Annotated in this window: 19 protein-coding genes; 9 read left to right on the forward strand and 10 right to left on the reverse strand. The window is 58.9% G+C overall.

Translation table 11 applies throughout. From position 1 onward, the window contains the following. Positions 1 to 49: 49 nt before the first annotated feature. From EJA70_RS09480 to cfaB, 3 genes are all read left to right on the forward strand, one after another. Complete coding sequence (locus EJA70_RS09480) at positions 50 to 895, forward strand: DUF692 domain-containing protein (RefSeq protein WP_158830562.1); 846 nt, start codon at positions 50 to 52, stop codon at positions 893 to 895. After that, entirely contained in the window at positions 886 to 1,671 is a 786-nt protein-coding gene (locus EJA70_RS09485; protein ID WP_158830563.1) for a DNA-binding domain-containing protein, read from the forward strand. The genes EJA70_RS09480 and EJA70_RS09485 overlap by 10 nt, the downstream gene beginning before the upstream one ends. An 85-nt stretch (positions 1,672 to 1,756) precedes the next feature. Next, positions 1,757 to 2,944, forward strand: coding sequence for a C17 cyclopropane fatty acid synthase CfaB (gene cfaB / locus EJA70_RS09490; protein ID WP_158830564.1), 1,188 nt, complete (start codon positions 1,757 to 1,759; stop codon positions 2,942 to 2,944). Positions 2,945 to 2,973: 29 nt separating this feature from the next. Here cfaB and cls read toward each other — a convergent pair whose 3' ends face one another. Further along, a complete protein-coding gene (gene cls, locus EJA70_RS09495) occupies positions 2,974 to 4,413 on the reverse strand; it encodes a cardiolipin synthase (RefSeq protein ID WP_008078877.1) in 1,440 nt (479 codons plus the stop codon). 131 nt (positions 4,414 to 4,544) lie between these two features. Here cls and EJA70_RS09500 point away from each other — a divergent pair, with 131 nt between their 5' ends. After that, positions 4,545 to 5,063 (forward strand): DUF3617 domain-containing protein, encoded by a 519-nt coding sequence (locus tag EJA70_RS09500; RefSeq protein WP_008078876.1) that lies wholly within the window; start codon positions 4,545 to 4,547, stop codon positions 5,061 to 5,063. A 113-nt stretch (positions 5,064 to 5,176) separates the two neighbouring features. On the opposite strand, the gene EJA70_RS09505 is transcribed toward EJA70_RS09500, so the two are convergent. Genes EJA70_RS09505 through folE2 form a run of 6 tightly spaced genes read right to left on the reverse strand, consistent with a single transcriptional unit; the run spans position 5,177 to position 10,383 of the window. Further along, positions 5,177 to 6,508, reverse strand: coding sequence for a dihydroorotase (locus EJA70_RS09505; RefSeq protein ID WP_158830565.1), 1,332 nt, complete (start codon positions 6,506 to 6,508; stop codon positions 5,177 to 5,179). Positions 6,509 to 6,511: 3 nt separating this feature from the next. Further along, positions 6,512 to 7,072 (reverse strand): carbonate dehydratase, encoded by a 561-nt coding sequence (locus tag EJA70_RS09510; RefSeq protein WP_008078874.1) that lies wholly within the window; start codon positions 7,070 to 7,072, stop codon positions 6,512 to 6,514. Continuing rightward, positions 7,069 to 7,944, reverse strand: coding sequence for a metal ABC transporter substrate-binding protein (locus tag EJA70_RS09515; protein WP_008078873.1), 876 nt, complete (start codon positions 7,942 to 7,944; stop codon positions 7,069 to 7,071). Before EJA70_RS09515 ends, EJA70_RS09510 begins: the two co-directional genes overlap by 4 nt. 11 nt (positions 7,945 to 7,955) lie before the next feature. Continuing rightward, entirely contained in the window at positions 7,956 to 8,822 is an 867-nt protein-coding gene (locus EJA70_RS09520) for a metal ABC transporter permease (protein ID WP_158830566.1), read from the reverse strand. Further along, positions 8,822 to 9,490, reverse strand: a complete 669-nt coding sequence (locus tag EJA70_RS09525) for a metal ABC transporter ATP-binding protein (protein ID WP_158830567.1) — start codon at positions 9,488 to 9,490, stop codon at positions 8,822 to 8,824. Before EJA70_RS09525 ends, EJA70_RS09520 begins: the two co-directional genes overlap by 1 nt. Further along, positions 9,487 to 10,383: a GTP cyclohydrolase FolE2 gene (gene folE2, locus EJA70_RS09530; protein ID WP_045122973.1), complete on the reverse strand. Its 897-nt coding sequence runs from the start codon at positions 10,381 to 10,383 to the stop codon at positions 9,487 to 9,489. The genes EJA70_RS09525 and folE2 overlap by 4 nt, the downstream gene beginning before the upstream one ends. An 84-nt stretch (positions 10,384 to 10,467) precedes the next feature. On the opposite strand from folE2, the gene EJA70_RS09535 reads away from it, so the two are divergent. Further along, the gene (locus EJA70_RS09535) at positions 10,468 to 11,670 is read left to right on the forward strand and encodes an N-acetylmuramoyl-L-alanine amidase (RefSeq protein ID WP_158830568.1); all 1,203 of its coding nucleotides are present in this window, start codon (positions 10,468 to 10,470) and stop codon (positions 11,668 to 11,670) included. On the opposite strand, the gene EJA70_RS09540 is transcribed toward EJA70_RS09535, so the two are convergent. Next, positions 11,667 to 12,044, reverse strand: coding sequence for a glutamine synthetase (locus EJA70_RS09540; RefSeq protein ID WP_158830569.1), 378 nt, complete (start codon positions 12,042 to 12,044; stop codon positions 11,667 to 11,669). The two genes, EJA70_RS09535 and EJA70_RS09540, sit on opposite strands and share 4 nt — an antisense overlap. 221 nt (positions 12,045 to 12,265) lie before the next feature. Here EJA70_RS09540 and zigA point away from each other — a divergent pair, with 221 nt between their 5' ends. Then, on the forward strand, positions 12,266 to 13,471 hold the full coding sequence (zigA, locus tag EJA70_RS09545) for a zinc metallochaperone GTPase ZigA (protein WP_158830570.1): 1,206 nt from the start codon (positions 12,266 to 12,268) through the stop codon (positions 13,469 to 13,471). Next, positions 13,471 to 14,115 carry a DUF1826 domain-containing protein gene (locus EJA70_RS09550; RefSeq protein WP_158830571.1) on the forward strand — a complete coding sequence of 215 codons (645 nt, stop codon included), beginning with the start codon at positions 13,471 to 13,473 and terminating at the stop codon, positions 14,113 to 14,115. The genes zigA and EJA70_RS09550 overlap by 1 nt, the downstream gene beginning before the upstream one ends. Here EJA70_RS09550 and EJA70_RS09555 read toward each other — a convergent pair. Next, positions 14,112 to 14,468, reverse strand: a complete 357-nt coding sequence (locus EJA70_RS09555; protein WP_158830572.1) for an NADH:ubiquinone oxidoreductase — start codon at positions 14,466 to 14,468, stop codon at positions 14,112 to 14,114. The genes EJA70_RS09550 and EJA70_RS09555 overlap by 4 nt on opposite strands. A 29-nt stretch (positions 14,469 to 14,497) precedes the next feature. Here EJA70_RS09555 and EJA70_RS09560 point away from each other — a divergent pair, with 29 nt between their 5' ends. Then, the gene (locus EJA70_RS09560; RefSeq protein WP_158830573.1) at positions 14,498 to 15,463 is read left to right on the forward strand and encodes a GTP-binding protein; all 966 of its coding nucleotides are present in this window, start codon (positions 14,498 to 14,500) and stop codon (positions 15,461 to 15,463) included. A gap of 78 nt (positions 15,464 to 15,541) precedes the next feature. Here the strand turns inward: EJA70_RS09560 and EJA70_RS09565 are convergent, their stop codons facing one another. Beyond that, positions 15,542 to 15,955, reverse strand: coding sequence for a DUF3301 domain-containing protein (locus EJA70_RS09565; RefSeq protein WP_122593228.1), 414 nt, complete (start codon positions 15,953 to 15,955; stop codon positions 15,542 to 15,544). Positions 15,956 to 16,072: 117 nt separating this feature from the next. On the opposite strand from EJA70_RS09565, the gene pdxY reads away from it, so the two are divergent. Continuing rightward, a complete protein-coding gene (gene pdxY / locus EJA70_RS09570) occupies positions 16,073 to 16,945 on the forward strand; it encodes a pyridoxal kinase PdxY (protein WP_008078854.1) in 873 nt (290 codons plus the stop codon). The last annotated feature ends 71 nt before the right edge of the window (positions 16,946 to 17,016 follow it).

Genomic DNA, 17,016 nt, shown 5'->3' on the forward strand with positions numbered 1-17,016 from the left:
CGCCGTAGTGGTTAACGCCACTGCGGCCGCTTTTATCAGGAGCCCGCCCATGTCCCTCTCTGTTCCTTTCCTGGGCTATGGCCTGGGTTTGCGTAGCGCTTACTACCAGCAGATCCTCGAACAGTCGCCAGCCGTGGACTGGTTCGAAGTGGTCTCGGAAAACTTTATGGTGCAGGGCGGCAAGGCCCTGTATTACCTCGACGCCATTGCCGAGCGCTATCCGCTGGTGATGCATGGTGTGTCCCTGTCCATCGGCGGGCCGCATGCCCTCGATCCGGACTATCTGAAACAACTCAAGCAACTTGCCGACCGGATCGAGCCTGCATGGATCTCCGATCACCTGTGCTGGAGCCGTGGCAACGCCCATCAGTTGCACGACTTGTTGCCGCTGCCCTATACCGCAGAAAGCCTTGAATACATCGCCGGCCGTGTGGCGCAGGTTCAGGATGTGTTGCAGCGGCCACTGGTGTTGGAAAACGTCTCCAGCTACGTGCGCGCCGCGTCGGATGAGTTTGCCGAATGGGAGTTTCTCGCGGCCCTCAGCCGGGAGAGCGGCTGCGAGTTATTGCTCGACGTTAATAATGTCTACGTCAGCTCACGTAATCACGGCTTTGATCCTTGGGCGTTCATTCAAGGTTTGCCGGCAGAAAAAGTTCGTCAACTGCATCTGGCCGGACACAACGATTACGGTGATTACGTCATCGACACCCATGACCAACCGGTGAGCGATCCGGTTTGGGCGCTGTATCAACGCACGCTGGAACACATCGGGCCGGTGGCGACGTTACTGGAACGCGACGATCATTTTCCGCCGTTTGAAGAGCTGCTCGCCGAGTTGCACAAGGCCCGCGAGTTGGGTGATACGGTTCTGGCCGGGAGACGGCAATGCGCTTGAAGGAATGGCAATTGGCGTTCGAAACGTATTTGCTGGGTGCCGCGCCGGCGGATCACGCCTTGGCCGACAGCCTGATCGGTGGACCGACGCTCGACGTCGGTACTGGTCTGGCGATTTATCACAACGCTTACGCAGCGCGTTTGCTGGAAGTCCTGACCCACGATTTTCCGGCCATTTATTATTGGATGGGCGATGAAGAGTTCGACCTGCTCGCCACCGCGTACATCCGCCAATATCCGTCGGCGCATTACAGTCTGCGTTGGCTGGGTAAAGGTTTTGAAGCGTTTATCCGCGAGCATCTGGTGCCCGAGCAAAGTGCGCCGCTGGCGGAACTGGCCGCACTGGAATGGTCGTTCACCCTGGCGTTCGATTCTCCGGCCGGCGCGCCTCTGACGATCAATGCGATGGCGACACTGGCGCCGGAAGAGTGGCCGACCTTGCACTTCAAACCGACGCCTTCGCTGCAATGGCTGCCGTGCGAATTCAACAGCGTCGCGATCTGGCGCTCGGTAAAGGATGAGGCGGATTTCCCGTCCAGTATTGCGCTCGAAGCACCGCAAGTGTGCGTGATCTGGCGTCACGAGTTGGTGTGCAGCTACCGCAGTCTGGACAGCGCTGAAGCGGATGCGTTGAATGGATTGTTCAACCAGGGCTGGAATTTCTCCGAACTGTGCGAAGCGTTGGCAGTCATCTATGGTGTGGGCGCTTCGCTGCAAGCTGTTACGTGGTTGAAACAGTGGGTGCAGGATGGCCTGCTGGAGCGTCTGCAACGATAGTTTTGGCTAATTAAATCGATAGCCTGCTATTTTTTCAGGATGGTCTACCCTCAGATCTGACGGTCTGAAACAAGGGGGATTTTCCATGCTCGCGCAACTTCCACCGGCCTTACAGAATCTGCAGCTTCCGCTTCGCTTGCGACTCTGGGACGGCCATGAGTTCAATCTGGGGCCGACGCCCAGCGTCACCATCGTGGTCAAGGACCCGCAGATGGTCAGCCAGTTCACCCACCCAAGCCTTGATGCGCTGGGAGCGGCCTTCGTCGAAGGCAAGCTTGAACTGGAGGGCTCGATCAGCGAAGTCATCCGGGTCTGCGACGAATTGAGTAACGCGTTGCTCGGTGACGATGACGACAATCAGCCGGTGCGGGCCTTGCACGACAAGGAAACCGACGCCAAAGCCATTTCCTACCACTACGACCTGTCCAACGCCTTCTACCAGCTCTGGCTGGACAGCGACATGGCGTATTCCTGCGCGTATTTCGAAACGGGCAGCGAGACCCTCGAGCAGGCGCAACAAGCCAAATTCCGTCATTTATGCCGCAAGCTGCGTTTGCAGCCGGGCGAATACCTGCTGGATGTCGGTTGCGGTTGGGGTGGTCTGGCACGTTTTGCCGCACGCGAATTCGGCGCGAAAGTCTTCGGCATCACCTTGAGCAAGGAACAACTGGAACTGGCGCGCGAGCGAGTAATAGCCGAGAGCCTGGAAGACCAGATCGAACTGCAACTGCTCGACTATCGCGACCTGCCGCAAGATGGCCGTTTCGATAAGGTGGTCAGCGTCGGCATGTTCGAGCACGTCGGCCACGCCAATCTGGCCGAGTACTGCAAAACCCTGTTCGGCGCGGTGAAGGAGGGCGGTCTGGTGATGAACCACGGCATCACCGCCAAGCACACCGATGGCCGTCCGGTGGGTCGCGGTGCCGGGGATTTCATCGAGAAGTACGTGTTCCCCAACGGTGAGTTACCGCACCTGTCGATGATTTCGGCGGAGATCAGCGAAGCGGGGCTGGAGATTGTCGACGTCGAAAGCCTGCGCCTGCACTACGCACGCACACTGGATCACTGGAGCGAACGGCTGGAGGACAACCTCGAAGCTGCTGGCAAACTGGTGCCGGATCAGGCCCTGCGCATCTGGCGTTTGTATCTGGCTGGTTGCGCCTACGCGTTTGCGCGCGGCTGGATCAATCTGCACCAGATCCTCGCGGTGAAGGCTCACGCGGATGGCAGCCATGAACTGCCATGGACGCGGGACGACATCTATAACCCATAGCGGGTTCCTCTCCGTGCGGGAGAGGGCTTTCAGAGAATCGGTGAAATCAGCCGGGCGATCCGCATGCCGAGTTGTTGCAGGCGGTGGATCTCCCGGCTTTCTTCTTTGGCGATTTCGTAGGACTGCTCGAAATCCTGATTGAGCATCTGTTCCACGCTGGCAGCGAAGTCGCTGTCGACCGTCAGCAGCATCACTTCGAAGTTCAGGCGGAACGAGCGGTTGTCCAGATTGGCGCTGCCAATGGCGCTGATTTCGCTGTCGATCAACACCACTTTCTGATGCAGGAACCCGGGCTCATAGCGGAACACGCGCACGCCTGCGCGCACCGCTTCAAAGGCATAAAGGCTGGAGGCGGCGTAGACGATGCGGTGATCGGGGCGCGATGGCAGCAGCAACCGCACATCGACGCCGCGCAGTACCGCCAGTCTCAGCGCGGCGAACACCGCTTCATCGGGGATGAAATACGGACTGGTGATCCACACCCGTTCGGTCGCCGCATGGATCGCCTCGACGAAGAACAGCGAGCAGGTTTCGTAGGCGTCTGCCGGGCCGCTGGCAAGCAGTTGGCAGAGCACGCCGTCGTCAGGGTATTCATCAGGCAGGATCAGCGGCGGCAGGGTACGTGCGGCCCAGAACCAGTCTTCGGCGAACGACTCCTGCATGCACGCCACCACCGGGCCACGGACTTTGACGTGAGTATCGCGCCACGGTGCCAGCGGTGGCTTCTCGCCCAAGTATTCGTCGCCGACGTTATGCCCGCCGACAAATCCCACCACGCCATCGACCACGACGATTTTGCGGTGATTACGGAAATTGACCTGGAAGCGGTTGAGCCAACCGCTGCGGGTGGCGAAGGCTTTCACCTCGACGCCGCCGTCGCGCAGTGTCTGTACATAACTGTGGGGCAGGGCGTGGCTGCCGATGCCGTCGTAGAGCAAGTGAATCGAGACGCCTGCGGCGGCTTTCTTCAGCAGCAAATCGCGCAGGCGTTGGCCAAGTCGATCGTCGTGGATGATGAAAAACTGGATCAGCACGGCTTCTTTCGCCTGATCGATCGCCTGAAAAATCGCATCGAACGTGGCGGTGCCGTTCACCAACAACTGCACTTCGTTGTTGGCCAGGCACGGCATACGCCCCAGTTTGGGCATTGCGCGTAACGAGGCGTAGGCACTGGAGGCGCGCGCGGTGAGGGCTTCCTCCACCCATGGGCGCCAGTTCAGTTCGGAGATCGCCTGACGCATTTGTTCGTTGGCCTGGCGCCGCGCCTTGATGTAGCCATCGAAGGTGCTGCGACCGAACACCAGGTACGGAATTAGCGTGAGGTAGGGAATGAAGATCAGCGACAATGCCCAGGCGATCGAGCCTTGAGCCGTGCGCACGGTGAGCACCGCATGAACGGCGGCGATCAAGCCGAGGGTGTGTATCAGGGCAATCAGATAACCGAAAATGTGCGGTCCAAAATAATCCATGGGGCAGCCTTGCTCCGGAAGATTCAATGCTTAACAGACCATGTTCTGTCGTGAATGTCGCTATTTAATTGGCGCATGAACCGAAGCAACCGGCCGACGTCTAACGGCCACTACTGATCAGGAGTTTTTCGATGAACGTTCGTCTGCTGGGTTTGGCGCTGGGCCTGGGTTTGGCATTGCCGCTGGTTGCGCAGGCGCAGATGCTGCAGCCGGGGCTGTGGGAAATGACATCGAGCAACGTCAAGGTCGATGACCAGCCGATGGATGTGCAATCGATCCTCGGTCAACTGCAAGGGCAGATGACCCCGCAACAGCGCGCGGCGCTGGAGAAAAACGGCATCAATATCGGCGGCAAAGGTATCCGTGCCTGCCTGACGCCAGAGCAAGTGGCGACCAACGATATTCCATTGGCCGACCCGCAATCGGGCTGCAAGCAACAGATTACTGATCGCACCGGCAACCAGTGGAAATTCCGCTTCAGCTGCCCGAAAGCGCAGGGTACCGGCGTGGCAACGTTCCTCAGTGACCGCGAGTTCACCACGGTGGCCAACGGCACGTTCAATGCGATCGGGATCAACCAGAAGGGCAGCCTTGAGACGCGCGCAGTCTGGCTCGGCCAGGATTGCGGCGCTGTAAAACCAAGAGCTTAATGCGATCCCTGTAGGAGCTGCGGCACGCTGCGATCTTTTGATCTTGATTGTCAAAAACAAGATCAAAAGATCGCAGCCTCGTTGCACTCGTCAGCTCCTACAGGGTTTTTGAATCAGCGCATAAATCGTAGCGCCAGCCCGCGACATCCCTCATTCACCCGACCTTCCCGCCAGGCAATCTGCCCTGAGACAATTGTCGTGCTCACCTGATGCCGAAAGCTGCGCCCGGCGAACGGCGTCCAGCCGCACTGCGACAGAATCGGTTGCCGATCCACCTCCAGCCTCTGCGCTTCAACCAGCACCAGATCCGCCCAATACCCCTCACGCAAATAGCCACGATCCGGAATCGCAAACAGATCCGCAACACGATGGCTGGTCTTCGCCACCAAGGTCGTGATCGGCAAAACCCCATCCGCCACCAATTCCATCAGCGCGGGCAATGCGTGTTGCACCAGCGGCAATCCGGCCGGCGCCTGTGCGTAAGGCCGCTGCTTTTCTTTCCAGGTATGCGGCGCATGATCGCTGCCAATAACGTCCAGTCGATTGCTGTTCAAAGCCTCAAGCAAGGCATCGCGATCGTTCTGAGTCTTGATCGCCGGGTTGCATTTGATCAGGTTACCGAGGCTTGGGTAGTCGCGATCATCGAACAACAAATGATGCAGACAGACTTCAGCTGTGATGCGTTTCTGCGCCAGTGGTTTGTCCTCGAACAACGCCAGTTCGCGCGCCGTGGTCAGGTGCAGAACGTGCAGCCTTGTACCGTGACGTTTGGCCAACTCAACCGCCAGTGAAGAGGATCGATAACACGACTCGGCGTTGCGGATGAGCGGGTGAGCAGCGGGTGGGATTCGTTCGCCGAACACCTCACGCAGGTTGGCTGCGTTGGCATCAATGCTCGGCGTGTGTTCGCAGTGGGCCAACAGAATGGTCGGCACCTCGGCAAACAGTCGCTCAAGAATCTGCGGATCATCCACCAGCATGTTGCCGGTCGACGCACCCATAAAGACTTTTACGCCGGCCACTTCACAAGGATTGAGCGCGGCCACTGTATCGAGGTTGTCCCGACTCACGCCGAAGTGAAAGCCGTAGTTGGCCACCGAGTTGATCGCCGCCCGGCGCTTTTTATCCGCCAGTGCTTCGAGGGTGAGGGTGGCCGGGTTGGTGTTGGGCATGTCCATGAAACTGGTGATGCCACCGGCCACGGCCGCACGCGACTCGGTGTGAATGCTGCCCTTGGCCGGCGCACCCGGTTCACGGAAATGCACCTGATCATCGATCATCCCCGGCAGTAACGATTGGCCGTTGGCGTCGATTTCTACCGTGGCGTTTTCGCCTTCAATGCTTCGCGCAATTTTGACGATGCGCCCGTTGCTGACCAACAGATCGCCGTCAAACTCGCGCCCTTCGTTGACCAGTCTGGCGTTGCGAATCAGCACGCTGCTCATAGTTCAGAACTCGTTCTGCAAGGCTTTGTAGCCGCGCACCAGATCGACGTTGGTGCGCGCCACGTCTTCGGAAAACTCCGAGGCGCTGACGCTCACCGGCGGGAACAACGAAAGGTCGGTGTTCGGGCCGATGCGGGTAGTGGAGGGCACGTAAAACGCATCAGGCAAATCGCGACCATCGACCACCGAGTTGTGCCGCACCACGCAGCCGTTGCCGACCATGCAGTTGAACAACACGCTGTTGAAACCGATGAACACGCGGTCGCCGACCACGCACGGGCCGTGCACGATCGAGCGGTGCGCGATGGAGCTGAACTCGCCGATGGTCACCGCCGCGCCGGATTTCGAGTGGATCACTACGCCGTCCTGAATGTTCGAATTGGCGCCGATGGTGATCGGCTCCATCTCGCCTGAGGCGTCCACTTCGTCGGCGCGGATCACCGCGTAGGGGCCGACGAAGACGTTCTCACCGATCACCACTTTGCCGCAGATGATCGCGGTTTTATCGACGTAAGCCGACTCGGCAATTTGTGGCAAATCACCTGAAGGATTCTTGCGGATCATGGTCGGCTCAGCGCGTCGTAAAGGGTGTTGAGGTTGTATTCGAACAGGCCGGTGAAGGTGCTGGCTGGACCACTCGCGGCGAGGGCGTCGGAGTACAAGGTGCCGCCGATGTGCGCGCCGCTTTCGTCAGCGATCTGCTTGAGCAGGCGTGCATCCTTGATGTTTTCCATGAACACCGCTTTGACCTTGGCCTGACGAATCTGGGTGATCAGCGCGGCGACTTCAGCGGCCGAGGGTTCACGCTCCGTCGACAAACCCTGTGGCGCCATAAAGTCGATGCCATAGGCCTGCCCGAGATATCCGAAGGCATCGTGGCTGGTGACGATCTTGCGATTGCCCGGTGGCAGTGAACCGAGTTTGCTTTTGGCTTCGGCGAGCAGGGCGTAGATCTGCTTCAGATAGGCTTTGCTGTTACGTTCGTAGTCGGCTTTGTTCGCCGGGTCGGCAGCGGTCAGCGCCTTGGTGATGTTGGCGATGTACAACTCGGCGTTCGCCAGATTGTGCCAGGCGTGCGGGTCGGGAACGGTTTCGCCGTCCTCATCCAGCGAGCGCGGAATTACGCCATGACTGGCACTGATGAGCGTGGCTTTGGTTTCGGTGCTGGTGACCAGTCGATCCAGCCACGGCTCGAAACCGAGCCCGTTCTTGATGATCAGTTTGGCGCCGAGCAACGCTTTGGCATCGTCCGGTGTCGGCTCGTAGGTGTGCGCGTCGGCGTCCGGGCCGACCATGTTGGTGATCTGGATATGCTCACCGCCGACCTGATGCACCATGTCGGCGAGGATGCTGAAGCTGGTGACCACCGGTAATTTTTCCGCCGCCGACAATGACATCGACAGCATCAGGCTGAACAACACGAGTAGAACGCGCATCGGGAAACACCTCATTGGGATGTGAGCAAAGGCGGGCGGCGCAGGAGACCGTGAACCGGCCCGAACACCACGGACAGCAGATAACCGACGCCTGCGACCAGCACAATGGCCGGGCCGCTCGGCAGCGAGTAGTAGAACGACAGGAGCAAACCGAACCACACCGAGAGGCAACCGATGACGGCAGAGATGCCAATCAGCATCGGTAAGCGGCGGCTCCAGAATCGCGAAGCAGCGGCGGGGAGCATCATCAGCCCGACCACCATCAGCGCGCCGATGGCCTGGAAACCGATCACCAGATTGAGCACCACCAGCGTCAGGAACACGCCGTGCGCGAGTGGGCCGAGGCGGCTGACGGTTCTCAGAAACAGTGGGTCGAGGGTGTCGAGCAGCAGCGGTTTGTAGATCAGCGCCATGGCGATCAGGCTGAATCCCGAGACCCACAACATGCCGGTCAGGGTTGGGCCGTCGACGGCCAATGCTGAGCCGAACAGCAGATGAAGCAGGTCGAGGCGTTTGCCGGCGATGCCGAGAATCAGCACGCCGCTGGCGAGAGAAATGGGGTAGATCGCAGCAAGGCTGGCGTCTTCGCGCAGACCTGTTCGGCGCGTGATCCATGCGGCGAGACCGGCCATGCTCAGACCGGCGCCGAGGCCGCCAAGTGTGAGGGCGGGCAGGCTCAGACCGGCGAACCAGAATCCCAGTGCGGCGCCGGGGAGGATGCCGTGGGCGACGGCGTCACCGATCAGGCTCATCCGTCGCAGGATCAAAAACACACCGAGTGGTGCCGTACTGCACGCCAAGACCAGGCCGCCGAGCAGGGCGCGGCGCATGAACACGAACTCGTTGAACGGTTGCCATAAGTGGGCGACGGCGAGCATCAGGCCACCTGCGTGTGAGGGGTTTGCTGGATCAGTGCGACGCTGGCGCCGTACACGCATTCGCGGTTTTTGATCAGCAAGGTCTGCGGGATGTGTTGGCGCACGGCGGCGAGGTCGTGGCAAACGACCACCACTGTTCGGCCCTCGTTGTGCCAAGCGTGGATGTGCTGCCAGAGCAACTGCTGGCCAAGTTCGTCGAGGGCGGCGTGGGGTTCGTCGAGGAGCAGAACCGGGGCGTCGGTCAGGCTCAATCTGGCGAGCAGGGCGCGTTGTAATTCGCCGCCGGAGAGGGCCATGAGCGGGCGGTTTTCCAGTCCGCTGAGGTGCCAGTTCTCCAGTGCGTCCTTCAGGCGTTGTGCGCGCAATTGGGTTGAGAGTCGACGTCCCCAGAATCCGGCGGCGATCAGTTCTTCGAGGCTGATGGGGAACTGGCGGTCGAGGTGTTGTTGCTGGGGGAGGAATGACACGCCGCTTTGACGTGGAACACTCAGGCTGACTTTGCCTCCCAAGGGTTTTTGCAGCCCGGCGATGACTTTCAAGAGGCTGCTTTTGCCGCAGCCGTTTGCGCCGATGATGGCCGTGAGGCTGCCGCTTTCCAGTTCTAGATTCAGGGGCGTGGTCAGCGGTTGACCGGGAGCGCCCCAGCTCAGGGATTGGCAGCGGATCATGCTTGTTCACGCTGCCAGTGGCTTTCGGCGACGGCGTCATGGGCGTGCAGGCTTTCGGCGTGGATCACTCGCAGGTGGAACTGGTTGACGCCCGGCGTGCGGCGAAGCGCGAGATTCAAGCGGCGAGCGGCGTCTTCGCAGAACATCAGGTTCTGCCCGTTGGCGAGGGCGAAGGCTTGCTCGTCGGCGCGTTTTACGGCGGTTTGTACGGCGGTGCCTAGGGCGGCTTCGGCGTCGTTGATGATCACGCTCAGCGGTAATTCATCGATGAACTCGTCGAGGTGTAGATGCAGTTGTGCGGTGCTGCGTTGGCTGTGAGGCGTGGCGACGATGCCTTGGGTTGAGCCGAGCCAGGCTAGAACGCCTGCGTGCTGAAGGGCTTTATTGGCGAAGTCGTCGACGAATTGTTGCTGGATTAACTGTCGAGCCAAGGCTGCTGAACACGGGCAAGTCGAAGAGTAGGGCACTTCAATTTTGAGTTCCACGTGGAACATCTTGTTTTTCAGACTGGCTGAAATGGTCGCTGGATAGGATTTCCAACCGGCCAAGGGACTGATCAACGCAGGTCTTTTCAACAGTAGATCGGTGTGGATATTCAGGTAGGCACTGTTGGATAAACCTTCGTGGCTAGCCAGAAAACGTTTGAGTACCAGGTGCAGCAGAGCGGGGGAAAGGCTCTGTTGTTCGAGCGATTCCAAGGCCAGATAAAGCCGCGACATATGAATGCCCCGCGCTTCGCCATCATCCAGGCTTACCCCAGCATCAGCCTTCGCACTTAAGCGTTGGCCTTCCAATAAAACAGGTAACGCGATGCCGTGCATGCCCACCCATTCGAGGGGCAAAGCTTGGCGAGCGGACTGCGCGGCGATATCCGGAAGTGTCAGCGAATTCATGTTCGGAGCCATCGTGATGAATGAATTGGATGTTACATTATAACAATACAATCCACGATGCCTTTTTCATGAACAGGTTTTCATATGCACAGACGCCATCTGCTCAATTTGATTCTGGCGAGCGCTGCCTTCGCCCTTCCGTTCAGTGTTTCGGCCGCGCAAATTCGCAACGCGCGGCTGTGGCGTTCTGATGAAAAGCTGCGATTGGTTTTCGATTTAAGTGGGCCGGTGCGCTACAAAACCTTCACCCTCAGTACTCCTGAGCGGCTGATCATCGATGTGTCCGGAGCCGATCTGAGCGGTGATCTCAGTCAGTTGGCACTAAATGGCACGGTGATCCGCTCGATTCGATCCGGACCCTTTGGTCAGGGCGATACGCGGATTGTTCTTGATTTGAGTCATCCAGTGCTGCTGAACAGCTTCCTTTTGGCGCCTCAAGACGGCCAAAGTCATCGCCTGGTTCTGGATTTATTCAGTGCGAAAACCACGCCAGTAGCAGCAATGGTTCCACGTGAAACACCCAAGCTCGGTGCTCACCCCAAGCGCGACATCATCGTAGTCGTCGATCCAGGGCATGGCGGAAAGGATCCCGGCGCGGTCGGTGCCAAGGGTGAGCGGGAAAAAGACGTGGTGCTTTCCATTGCTCAACTACTCGCCAAGCGTCTGAAAAAAGAGAAAGGCTTCGACGTGAAACTGGTGCGCAATGACGACTTTTTCGTGCCTTTGCGTAAGCGCGTGGAGATCGCCCGTCAGCACAAGGCCGACATGTTTATCTCGGTGCATGCCGATGCGGCGCCACGGCTGACAGCGTCTGGAGCGTCGGTGTATTGCCTGTCTGCAGGTGGCGCGACATCGGCGACGGCGCGCTTTATGGCGCAGCGGGAGAACGGAGCGGATCTACTTGGCGCTACCAGTCTGCTCAATCTGAAAGACAAAGATCCAATGCTCGCTGGGGTGATTCTCGACATGTCGATGAATGCGACTATCGCCGCCAGTCTGCAGCTGGGAAACACCGTGCTGGGCAGTCTGGCCGGCATCACCACCCTGCATCAGAAGCGCGTGGAACAGGCCGGATTTGCCGTTTTGAAGTCACCAGATGTGCCTTCAATCCTGGTAGAAACCGGCTTCATTTCCAATGTTCGCGACAGTCAGCGATTGGTCACGGCGCGGCATCAACAGGCCGTGGCGAATGGTTTGTTTGAGGGATTGCAGCGTTACTTTGAGAAAAACCCACCGATCGACAGCTATCTCTCTTGGCGACAGGAGCAGCAGAAAGCGCAGGTCTAGCAGCCGACGATTCGGCTGCAGGTAAATTTCGCGCGGCTGCCGCCCGAGCTGGAGAAGCGATTGATGGTCGTCCAGCCGACTCGGCGGGTGTAACCAACCCAGGCTTCACCGTCAGAGGCGACGCCGGTGAAGAACGTCAGTTGGCCAAAGCGGCTGTTGGTTTGCGCCCAATACCGCTGCCCAATCTTTTCAAATCCACGCAGGTAGAGCGTATTGCCAACAGTGTTGACGCTGTACGCGTTGCCCTCGGCATCGATGCACGCCAGCAAGTTAGCGCTACGCGTGCAGCTGGCCAGCGTCGGCAACTGCGCCGACGCATTGCCAGCAATCAGCAATCCAAGGCTCAACAACGAGCATTTCAGCGCAGTTTTCATCACGAATTCCGAGTTGGGATGGGCTCAGCTTCCTGCTGTTTATCGCTCAGGACAAGAGCAGGGCTGGTTTATTCACGTTGTTATACTATAACATAAATAATAACTGAGCCTGAGCAGGCCGATTTCAAGCGTTTAGCTTCAACGAAACCGTCGTATGAAGCCTCAAAACGCCAAGCGCTAGTAAAAGCGTCAATCGGCTGCCTTCCTATGAGGATTATCCAATGTCAGCCGAATTGCCCGTCACCGTACTTTCAGGATTTTTGGGCGCTGGAAAAAGTACACTTTTGAATTACGTACTACGTAATCGAAAGGGCCTTCGCGTCGCAGTCATCGTCAATGATATGAGCGAGATCAACATTGATGGCAGCGAAGTCCAGCGTGATGTCAGCTTAAACCGTGCAGAAGAAAAAATAGTCGAGATGAGTAACGGCTGTATCTGCTGTACGTTACGCGAAGACTTGCTCGAAGAAGTCAGCAAACTCGCCCGGGAAGATCGCTTCGATTATTTGCTGATCGAATCCACCGGCATCTCCGAGCCACTACCGGTCGCAGAAACTTTCACCTTCCGCGATGAACACGGGCAAAGCCTCTCCGACATCGCCCGTCTCGACACCATGGTGACTGTAGTCGACGGTGTGAATTTCCTGCCGGACTACCAGGCGGCCGAAAGCCTCGCCTCCCGTGGCGAGATGCTTGGCGAGGAGGACGAGCGCTCGATCACCGACCTGTTGATCGAACAAATCGAGTTCGCCGACGTGCTGTTGATCAGCAAGATCGACCTGATCAGCCAGCCCGAGCGTGAAGAGTTGATCGCCATCCTCAAACGCCTCAACGCCCAAGCCGAAATCATTCCGATGGTCATGGGCGAAGTGCCGTTGGAGAAGATCCTCAACACCGGTCGCTTCGATTTCGACAGAGCCGCGCGAGCACCGGGCTGGCTTCAGGAATTACGCGGTGAGCACGTGCCGGAAACCGATGAATACGGCATCGCTTCCACAGCCTATCGCGCGCGCAGACCCTTTCACCCTGAGCGCTTCTTCAACTTCATCGATCGTCCGTGGCTGAACGGAAAATTGCTGCGCTCCAAAGGATTCTTCTGGCTGGCGAGCAAACCCACAGACGCCGGTAGTTGGTCGCAAGCCGGCGGTTTGATGCGTCACGGTTTCGCCGGGCGCTGGTGGCGATTCGTACCGAAAAACCAATGGCCACAGGATCAGGAAAGCACCGCCGCGATCATGGAAAACTGGATACCGAGCGTTGGAGATTGCCGTCAGGAACTGGTGTTCATCGGTCAGAACATCGATTTCCTACAACTTTCCGACGAACTGGATGACTGCCTGCTCACCGATGAAGAAATGGCCCTTGGTGTAGAAGGCTGGCGATTGCTGGCGGATCCGTTCGGCCCTTGGCATGAAGAGGCCGCCTGATGCTCGCCCTCAAACTCATGCAAAACCGTACGCGCCATCAGCACCAAGGGCCGACACCTGAAACGTTGACGAAGATCCTCCAGGACGACAGCAACCTCGCCGTGTGGCAGCGGCAATTGCCGTTGCACATCAGCGAATTCGCACAGTTACTGTTGTCGCTCAACGAACCGTTGGCGGAATCACTGTGCCTGGAGCTGGCGAACGAGGACGCCGAGCCTGACCTGACCGGGTTGGCCTCAGGCTTCCGTGATATGGAAGGCTACGAAGGCTTTGTCGCCGATCTGAAATGGCTGGTCAGCGCCTTCGCCTGCTTGCTGGGAGCCAAGCGCATCGGCCTGCGCTTGCGGGTACTCGATAAAGCCATGTGCCCGCGTTTCCACGTCGATCACGTGCCTGTTCGGTTGATCACCACTTATGCCGGCGTCGGTAGCCAATGGCTTAAGGAAGGTGCGATGGATCGTCAGCAAATGGGGCAGGCCAACGCCGAACCCCACGCGAACATTCAGCAACTGAGCAGCGGAGACGTCGCGCTATTGAAAGGCGAGAAATGGCACGGCAATGAAGGCTTCGGTCTCATCCATCGTTCGCCGCAACCGGCTGCTGGCGAGCGCCGATTAATACTGACGCTAGACTGGCTCGGTTAAGGCTTGAGCCACGATCCTTGGCTCTGGCCTTCGCAATACGGCTGCAAATACGCCGCATCCGTGGCCACGCCGTAATAGTGGATGTCCTGGCGATAAGGCATATTGGCGACTTGCGCGTTGCTGCACACGCCAAACGCACCGGTCGGGCACTGATCGACGTACTGCACCTCGACTTTCTGCCCGGCCAGCGTTGGCTGGCAGAAGCCGTCGTTAAACAGTTTCTGCGGAATGTTTCGATTCTGCTGGCAGACTTTGACGTCCAGCCGCTCGCTTTGGCTGTGCACCACGCAGGCCTGCGCCCACGCTTCGCTCGACAGCAGCGCCAACAGCAACGACCATCCCATCCAACGCATCTTTGCATCTCCCAAGAAAGCTCCCGGCCATGTTGCAGAACATTCCTACTCATGTCATTGCTGGCCCTTTGGGCGCCGGCAAAACCAGCCTGATTCGTCAGCTCATGACGCAGCGTCCAGCAGGCGAGCGCTGGGCGGTGTTGATCAACGAGTTCGGCCAGATCGGCCTCGACGCCGCACTGCTGACCAGCGACGCCGATGGTATCGCACTGGGCGAAGTGGCCGGGGGCTGCCTGTGTTGCGTCAATGGCGCGCCGTTTCAGATCGGCCTTGGGCGTTTGTTGCGCAAGGCCAAGCCCGATCGATTGTTTATCGAACCGTCCGGGCTGGGGCACCCGGCGCAGTTGCTCAAACAGTTAAATGAGGCGCCATGGCTGGGTGTGCTGGCGGTGCAGCCTTGTGTTTTGGTGCTGGATGCTCAGGCGCTTGAGGCGGGGAAAGCGTTGCCGGCAGCGCAACAGGAAGCCTTGGAAAGCGCAGGCCTGTTACTGTTGAACAAGGCTGAAAACCTGGGCGACACGGCCCGGGCAAAAATCGCCAGCCTGTTGCCGCCAGTTCCGTTGATCTGGACGCAACAGGCGCGACTCCCCTTGAGCGAATTGCCGGGCCTTGCCGCAAAAGCGGTGAGCGGCGTGGATAACTTGGTCGTACCCAAGGGATTAGGGCAGATGCCGGCCGTCTGGACTGATCCGACTTCGCCGATTTGCTTGAGTCAGGCGCAGGAGGGTGGCTGGAGCATTGGTTGGCGTTGGCATCCGCGGCAGATATTCGACAAGCAGCGCATTGCTGACTGGCTGGCCAGCCTCAATTGGCAGCGGGCGAAACTGGTTATCCACAGCGCGGAGGGCTGGGTTTCTGCGAATGCTTTGGATAATGCCGAGTTGAATTGGCAGGTCAGCGAGTGGCGGAGGGATTCGCGGATGGAGCTGATCTTCGGTGAGGCGGAGGATATTGATGCGTTGCAGCGGGGTTTGTCGGGGTGTCGGGAGGGTTAGATCAAAAGATCGCAGCCTTCGGCAGCTCCTACATGGCATTTATGTACACCCTGTAGGAGCTGCCGAAGGCTGCGATTTTTAGGGTTTCCACTTGGTATGTTCCTGCCGCCACTGACTCAACTCGATAACTTCCGCACGCGGCCTCTGCACTTCAACCACCGGCGGCGTATCGTCGAACGGTGCCGGGTAGGGCGCCAGTTCGATCTGCGCACTGTGCGCACCAAACTGGGTAATCGTGCCGTTATGCCGGGTTTCACCGGTCACGGTGAACTCGAAGTTGTACACCCGCGCCAGTCGTCGGCGACCGTTGGCGTCCTTGATGAAACCGATCTTCTTCAGGGCAACGTTGCCGTCGAGCAACTCGACGCGCACGTTCAGGCAATGCTGCTTGACCCGCTCCAGCGCCCGCTCGCGCAAGCCGTGGTTGTGCCATAGCCAGGCGCCGGCAGCGGCGAACAGCATCAGCACAAAGATGTTTTCGAGGGTCAGCATCAACATCAAACTCCAAAAGATAGCGTCAGCTTAACTGCGTCGCCGGTCTGTCGTACAGGCTGTGTTTCGTCGCATACTGCGCGGCTTGAATTTCAATCGTTTTACGGAATGACCCGAATGAAACGTACGCCTCATCTGCTCGCCATTCAGTCCCACGTCGTGTTCGGCCACGCCGGCAACAGCGCTGCGGTTTTTCCGATGCAGCGGGTCGGGGTGAATGTCTGGCCGCTCAACACGGTGCAGTTTTCCAACCACACCCAGTACGGCCAGTGGGCCGGCGAAGTGCTGGCGCCGCAGCAGATTCCTGAATTGGTCGAAGGCATCGCGGCGATTGGCGAGCTGGGCAACTGCGATGCAGTGCTGTCCGGTTATCTTGGCAGTGCGGCGCAGGGCCGGGCGATTCTCAGCGGCGTCGAGCGCATCAAAGCGGTCAATCCGAAAGCCCTCTATCTATGTGATCCAGTGATGGGCCATCCGGAGAAGGGTTGCAGCGTGCCGACCGAGGTCAGCGACTTCCTGCTGGAAGAGGCGGCGGCCGTGGCCGACATCATGTGCCCGAACCAGTTGGAGCTGGACAGCTTCTCCGGGCGCAAACCGCAGTCGCTGTTCGATTGCCTGGCGATGGCGCGCGCGTTGCTGGCGCGTGGGCCGAAAGCCGTGCTGGTCAAGCATCTGGATTATCCGGGCAAACCGGCCGATGGCTTCGAGATGTTGTTGGTGACGGCTGAAGGCAGCTGGCATCTGCGCCGTCCGCTGCTGGCGTTTCCGCGTCAGCCGGTGGGCGTGGGCGATCTGACGTCTGGCCTGTTTCTGGCGCGGGTGCTGCTGGGTGACAGCCTGGTGGCGGCGTTCGAATTCACCGCGGCTGCAGTGCATGAGGTGCTGCTGGAAACTCAGGCGTGTGCCAGTTATGAGCTGCAACTGATCCGGGCGCAGGATCGGATTGCGCATCCGCGGGTGAAGTTTGAGGCGACGGCGATCAGTCTGTAATCGTGTAATCGTTCAAAAAGATCGCAGCCTTCGGCAGCTCCTACAGGGTTTTGCATTCCCCTGTAGGAGCT

It is taken from the genome of Pseudomonas sp. PB103, assembly GCF_009764635.1.
Lineage (GTDB): Bacteria > Pseudomonadota > Gammaproteobacteria > Pseudomonadales > Pseudomonadaceae > Aquipseudomonas.

What these genes read in the sequence shown, in the direction of transcription:
- folE2 (WP_045122973.1), bottom strand. Translation starts at nt 10,383, where the DNA reads ATGAATTCGCTGACACTTCCGGATATCGCCGCGCAGTCCGCTCGCCAA.
- zigA (WP_158830570.1), top strand. Translation starts at nt 12,266, where the DNA reads ATGTCAGCCGAATTGCCCGTCACCGTACTTTCAGGATTTTTGGGCGCT.
- cls (WP_008078877.1), bottom strand. Translation starts at nt 4,413, where the DNA reads ATGGATTATTTTGGACCGCACATTTTCGGTTATCTGATTGCCCTGATA.
- cfaB (WP_158830564.1), top strand. Translation starts at nt 1,757, where the DNA reads ATGCTCGCGCAACTTCCACCGGCCTTACAGAATCTGCAGCTTCCGCTT.
- EJA70_RS09515 (WP_008078873.1), bottom strand. Translation starts at nt 7,944, where the DNA reads ATGCGCGTTCTACTCGTGTTGTTCAGCCTGATGCTGTCGATGTCATTG.
- EJA70_RS09480 (WP_158830562.1), top strand. Translation starts at nt 50, where the DNA reads ATGTCCCTCTCTGTTCCTTTCCTGGGCTATGGCCTGGGTTTGCGTAGC.
- EJA70_RS09500 (WP_008078876.1), top strand. Translation starts at nt 4,545, where the DNA reads ATGAACGTTCGTCTGCTGGGTTTGGCGCTGGGCCTGGGTTTGGCATTG.
- EJA70_RS09520 (WP_158830566.1), bottom strand. Translation starts at nt 8,822, where the DNA reads ATGCTCGCCGTCGCCCACTTATGGCAACCGTTCAACGAGTTCGTGTTC.
- EJA70_RS09485 (WP_158830563.1), top strand. Translation starts at nt 886, where the DNA reads ATGCGCTTGAAGGAATGGCAATTGGCGTTCGAAACGTATTTGCTGGGT.
- EJA70_RS09510 (WP_008078874.1), bottom strand. Translation starts at nt 7,072, where the DNA reads ATGATCCGCAAGAATCCTTCAGGTGATTTGCCACAAATTGCCGAGTCG.
- EJA70_RS09525 (WP_158830567.1), bottom strand. Translation starts at nt 9,490, where the DNA reads ATGATCCGCTGCCAATCCCTGAGCTGGGGCGCTCCCGGTCAACCGCTG.
- EJA70_RS09505 (WP_158830565.1), bottom strand. Translation starts at nt 6,508, where the DNA reads ATGAGCAGCGTGCTGATTCGCAACGCCAGACTGGTCAACGAAGGGCGC.
- EJA70_RS09555 (WP_158830572.1), bottom strand. Translation starts at nt 14,468, where the DNA reads ATGCGTTGGATGGGATGGTCGTTGCTGTTGGCGCTGCTGTCGAGCGAA.
- EJA70_RS09540 (WP_158830569.1), bottom strand. Translation starts at nt 12,044, where the DNA reads ATGAAAACTGCGCTGAAATGCTCGTTGTTGAGCCTTGGATTGCTGATT.
- EJA70_RS09535 (WP_158830568.1), top strand. Translation starts at nt 10,468, where the DNA reads ATGCACAGACGCCATCTGCTCAATTTGATTCTGGCGAGCGCTGCCTTC.
- EJA70_RS09550 (WP_158830571.1), top strand. Translation starts at nt 13,471, where the DNA reads ATGCTCGCCCTCAAACTCATGCAAAACCGTACGCGCCATCAGCACCAA.
- EJA70_RS09560 (WP_158830573.1), top strand. Translation starts at nt 14,498, where the DNA reads ATGTTGCAGAACATTCCTACTCATGTCATTGCTGGCCCTTTGGGCGCC.
- pdxY (WP_008078854.1), top strand. Translation starts at nt 16,073, where the DNA reads ATGAAACGTACGCCTCATCTGCTCGCCATTCAGTCCCACGTCGTGTTC.
- EJA70_RS09565 (WP_122593228.1), bottom strand. Translation starts at nt 15,955, where the DNA reads ATGCTGACCCTCGAAAACATCTTTGTGCTGATGCTGTTCGCCGCTGCC.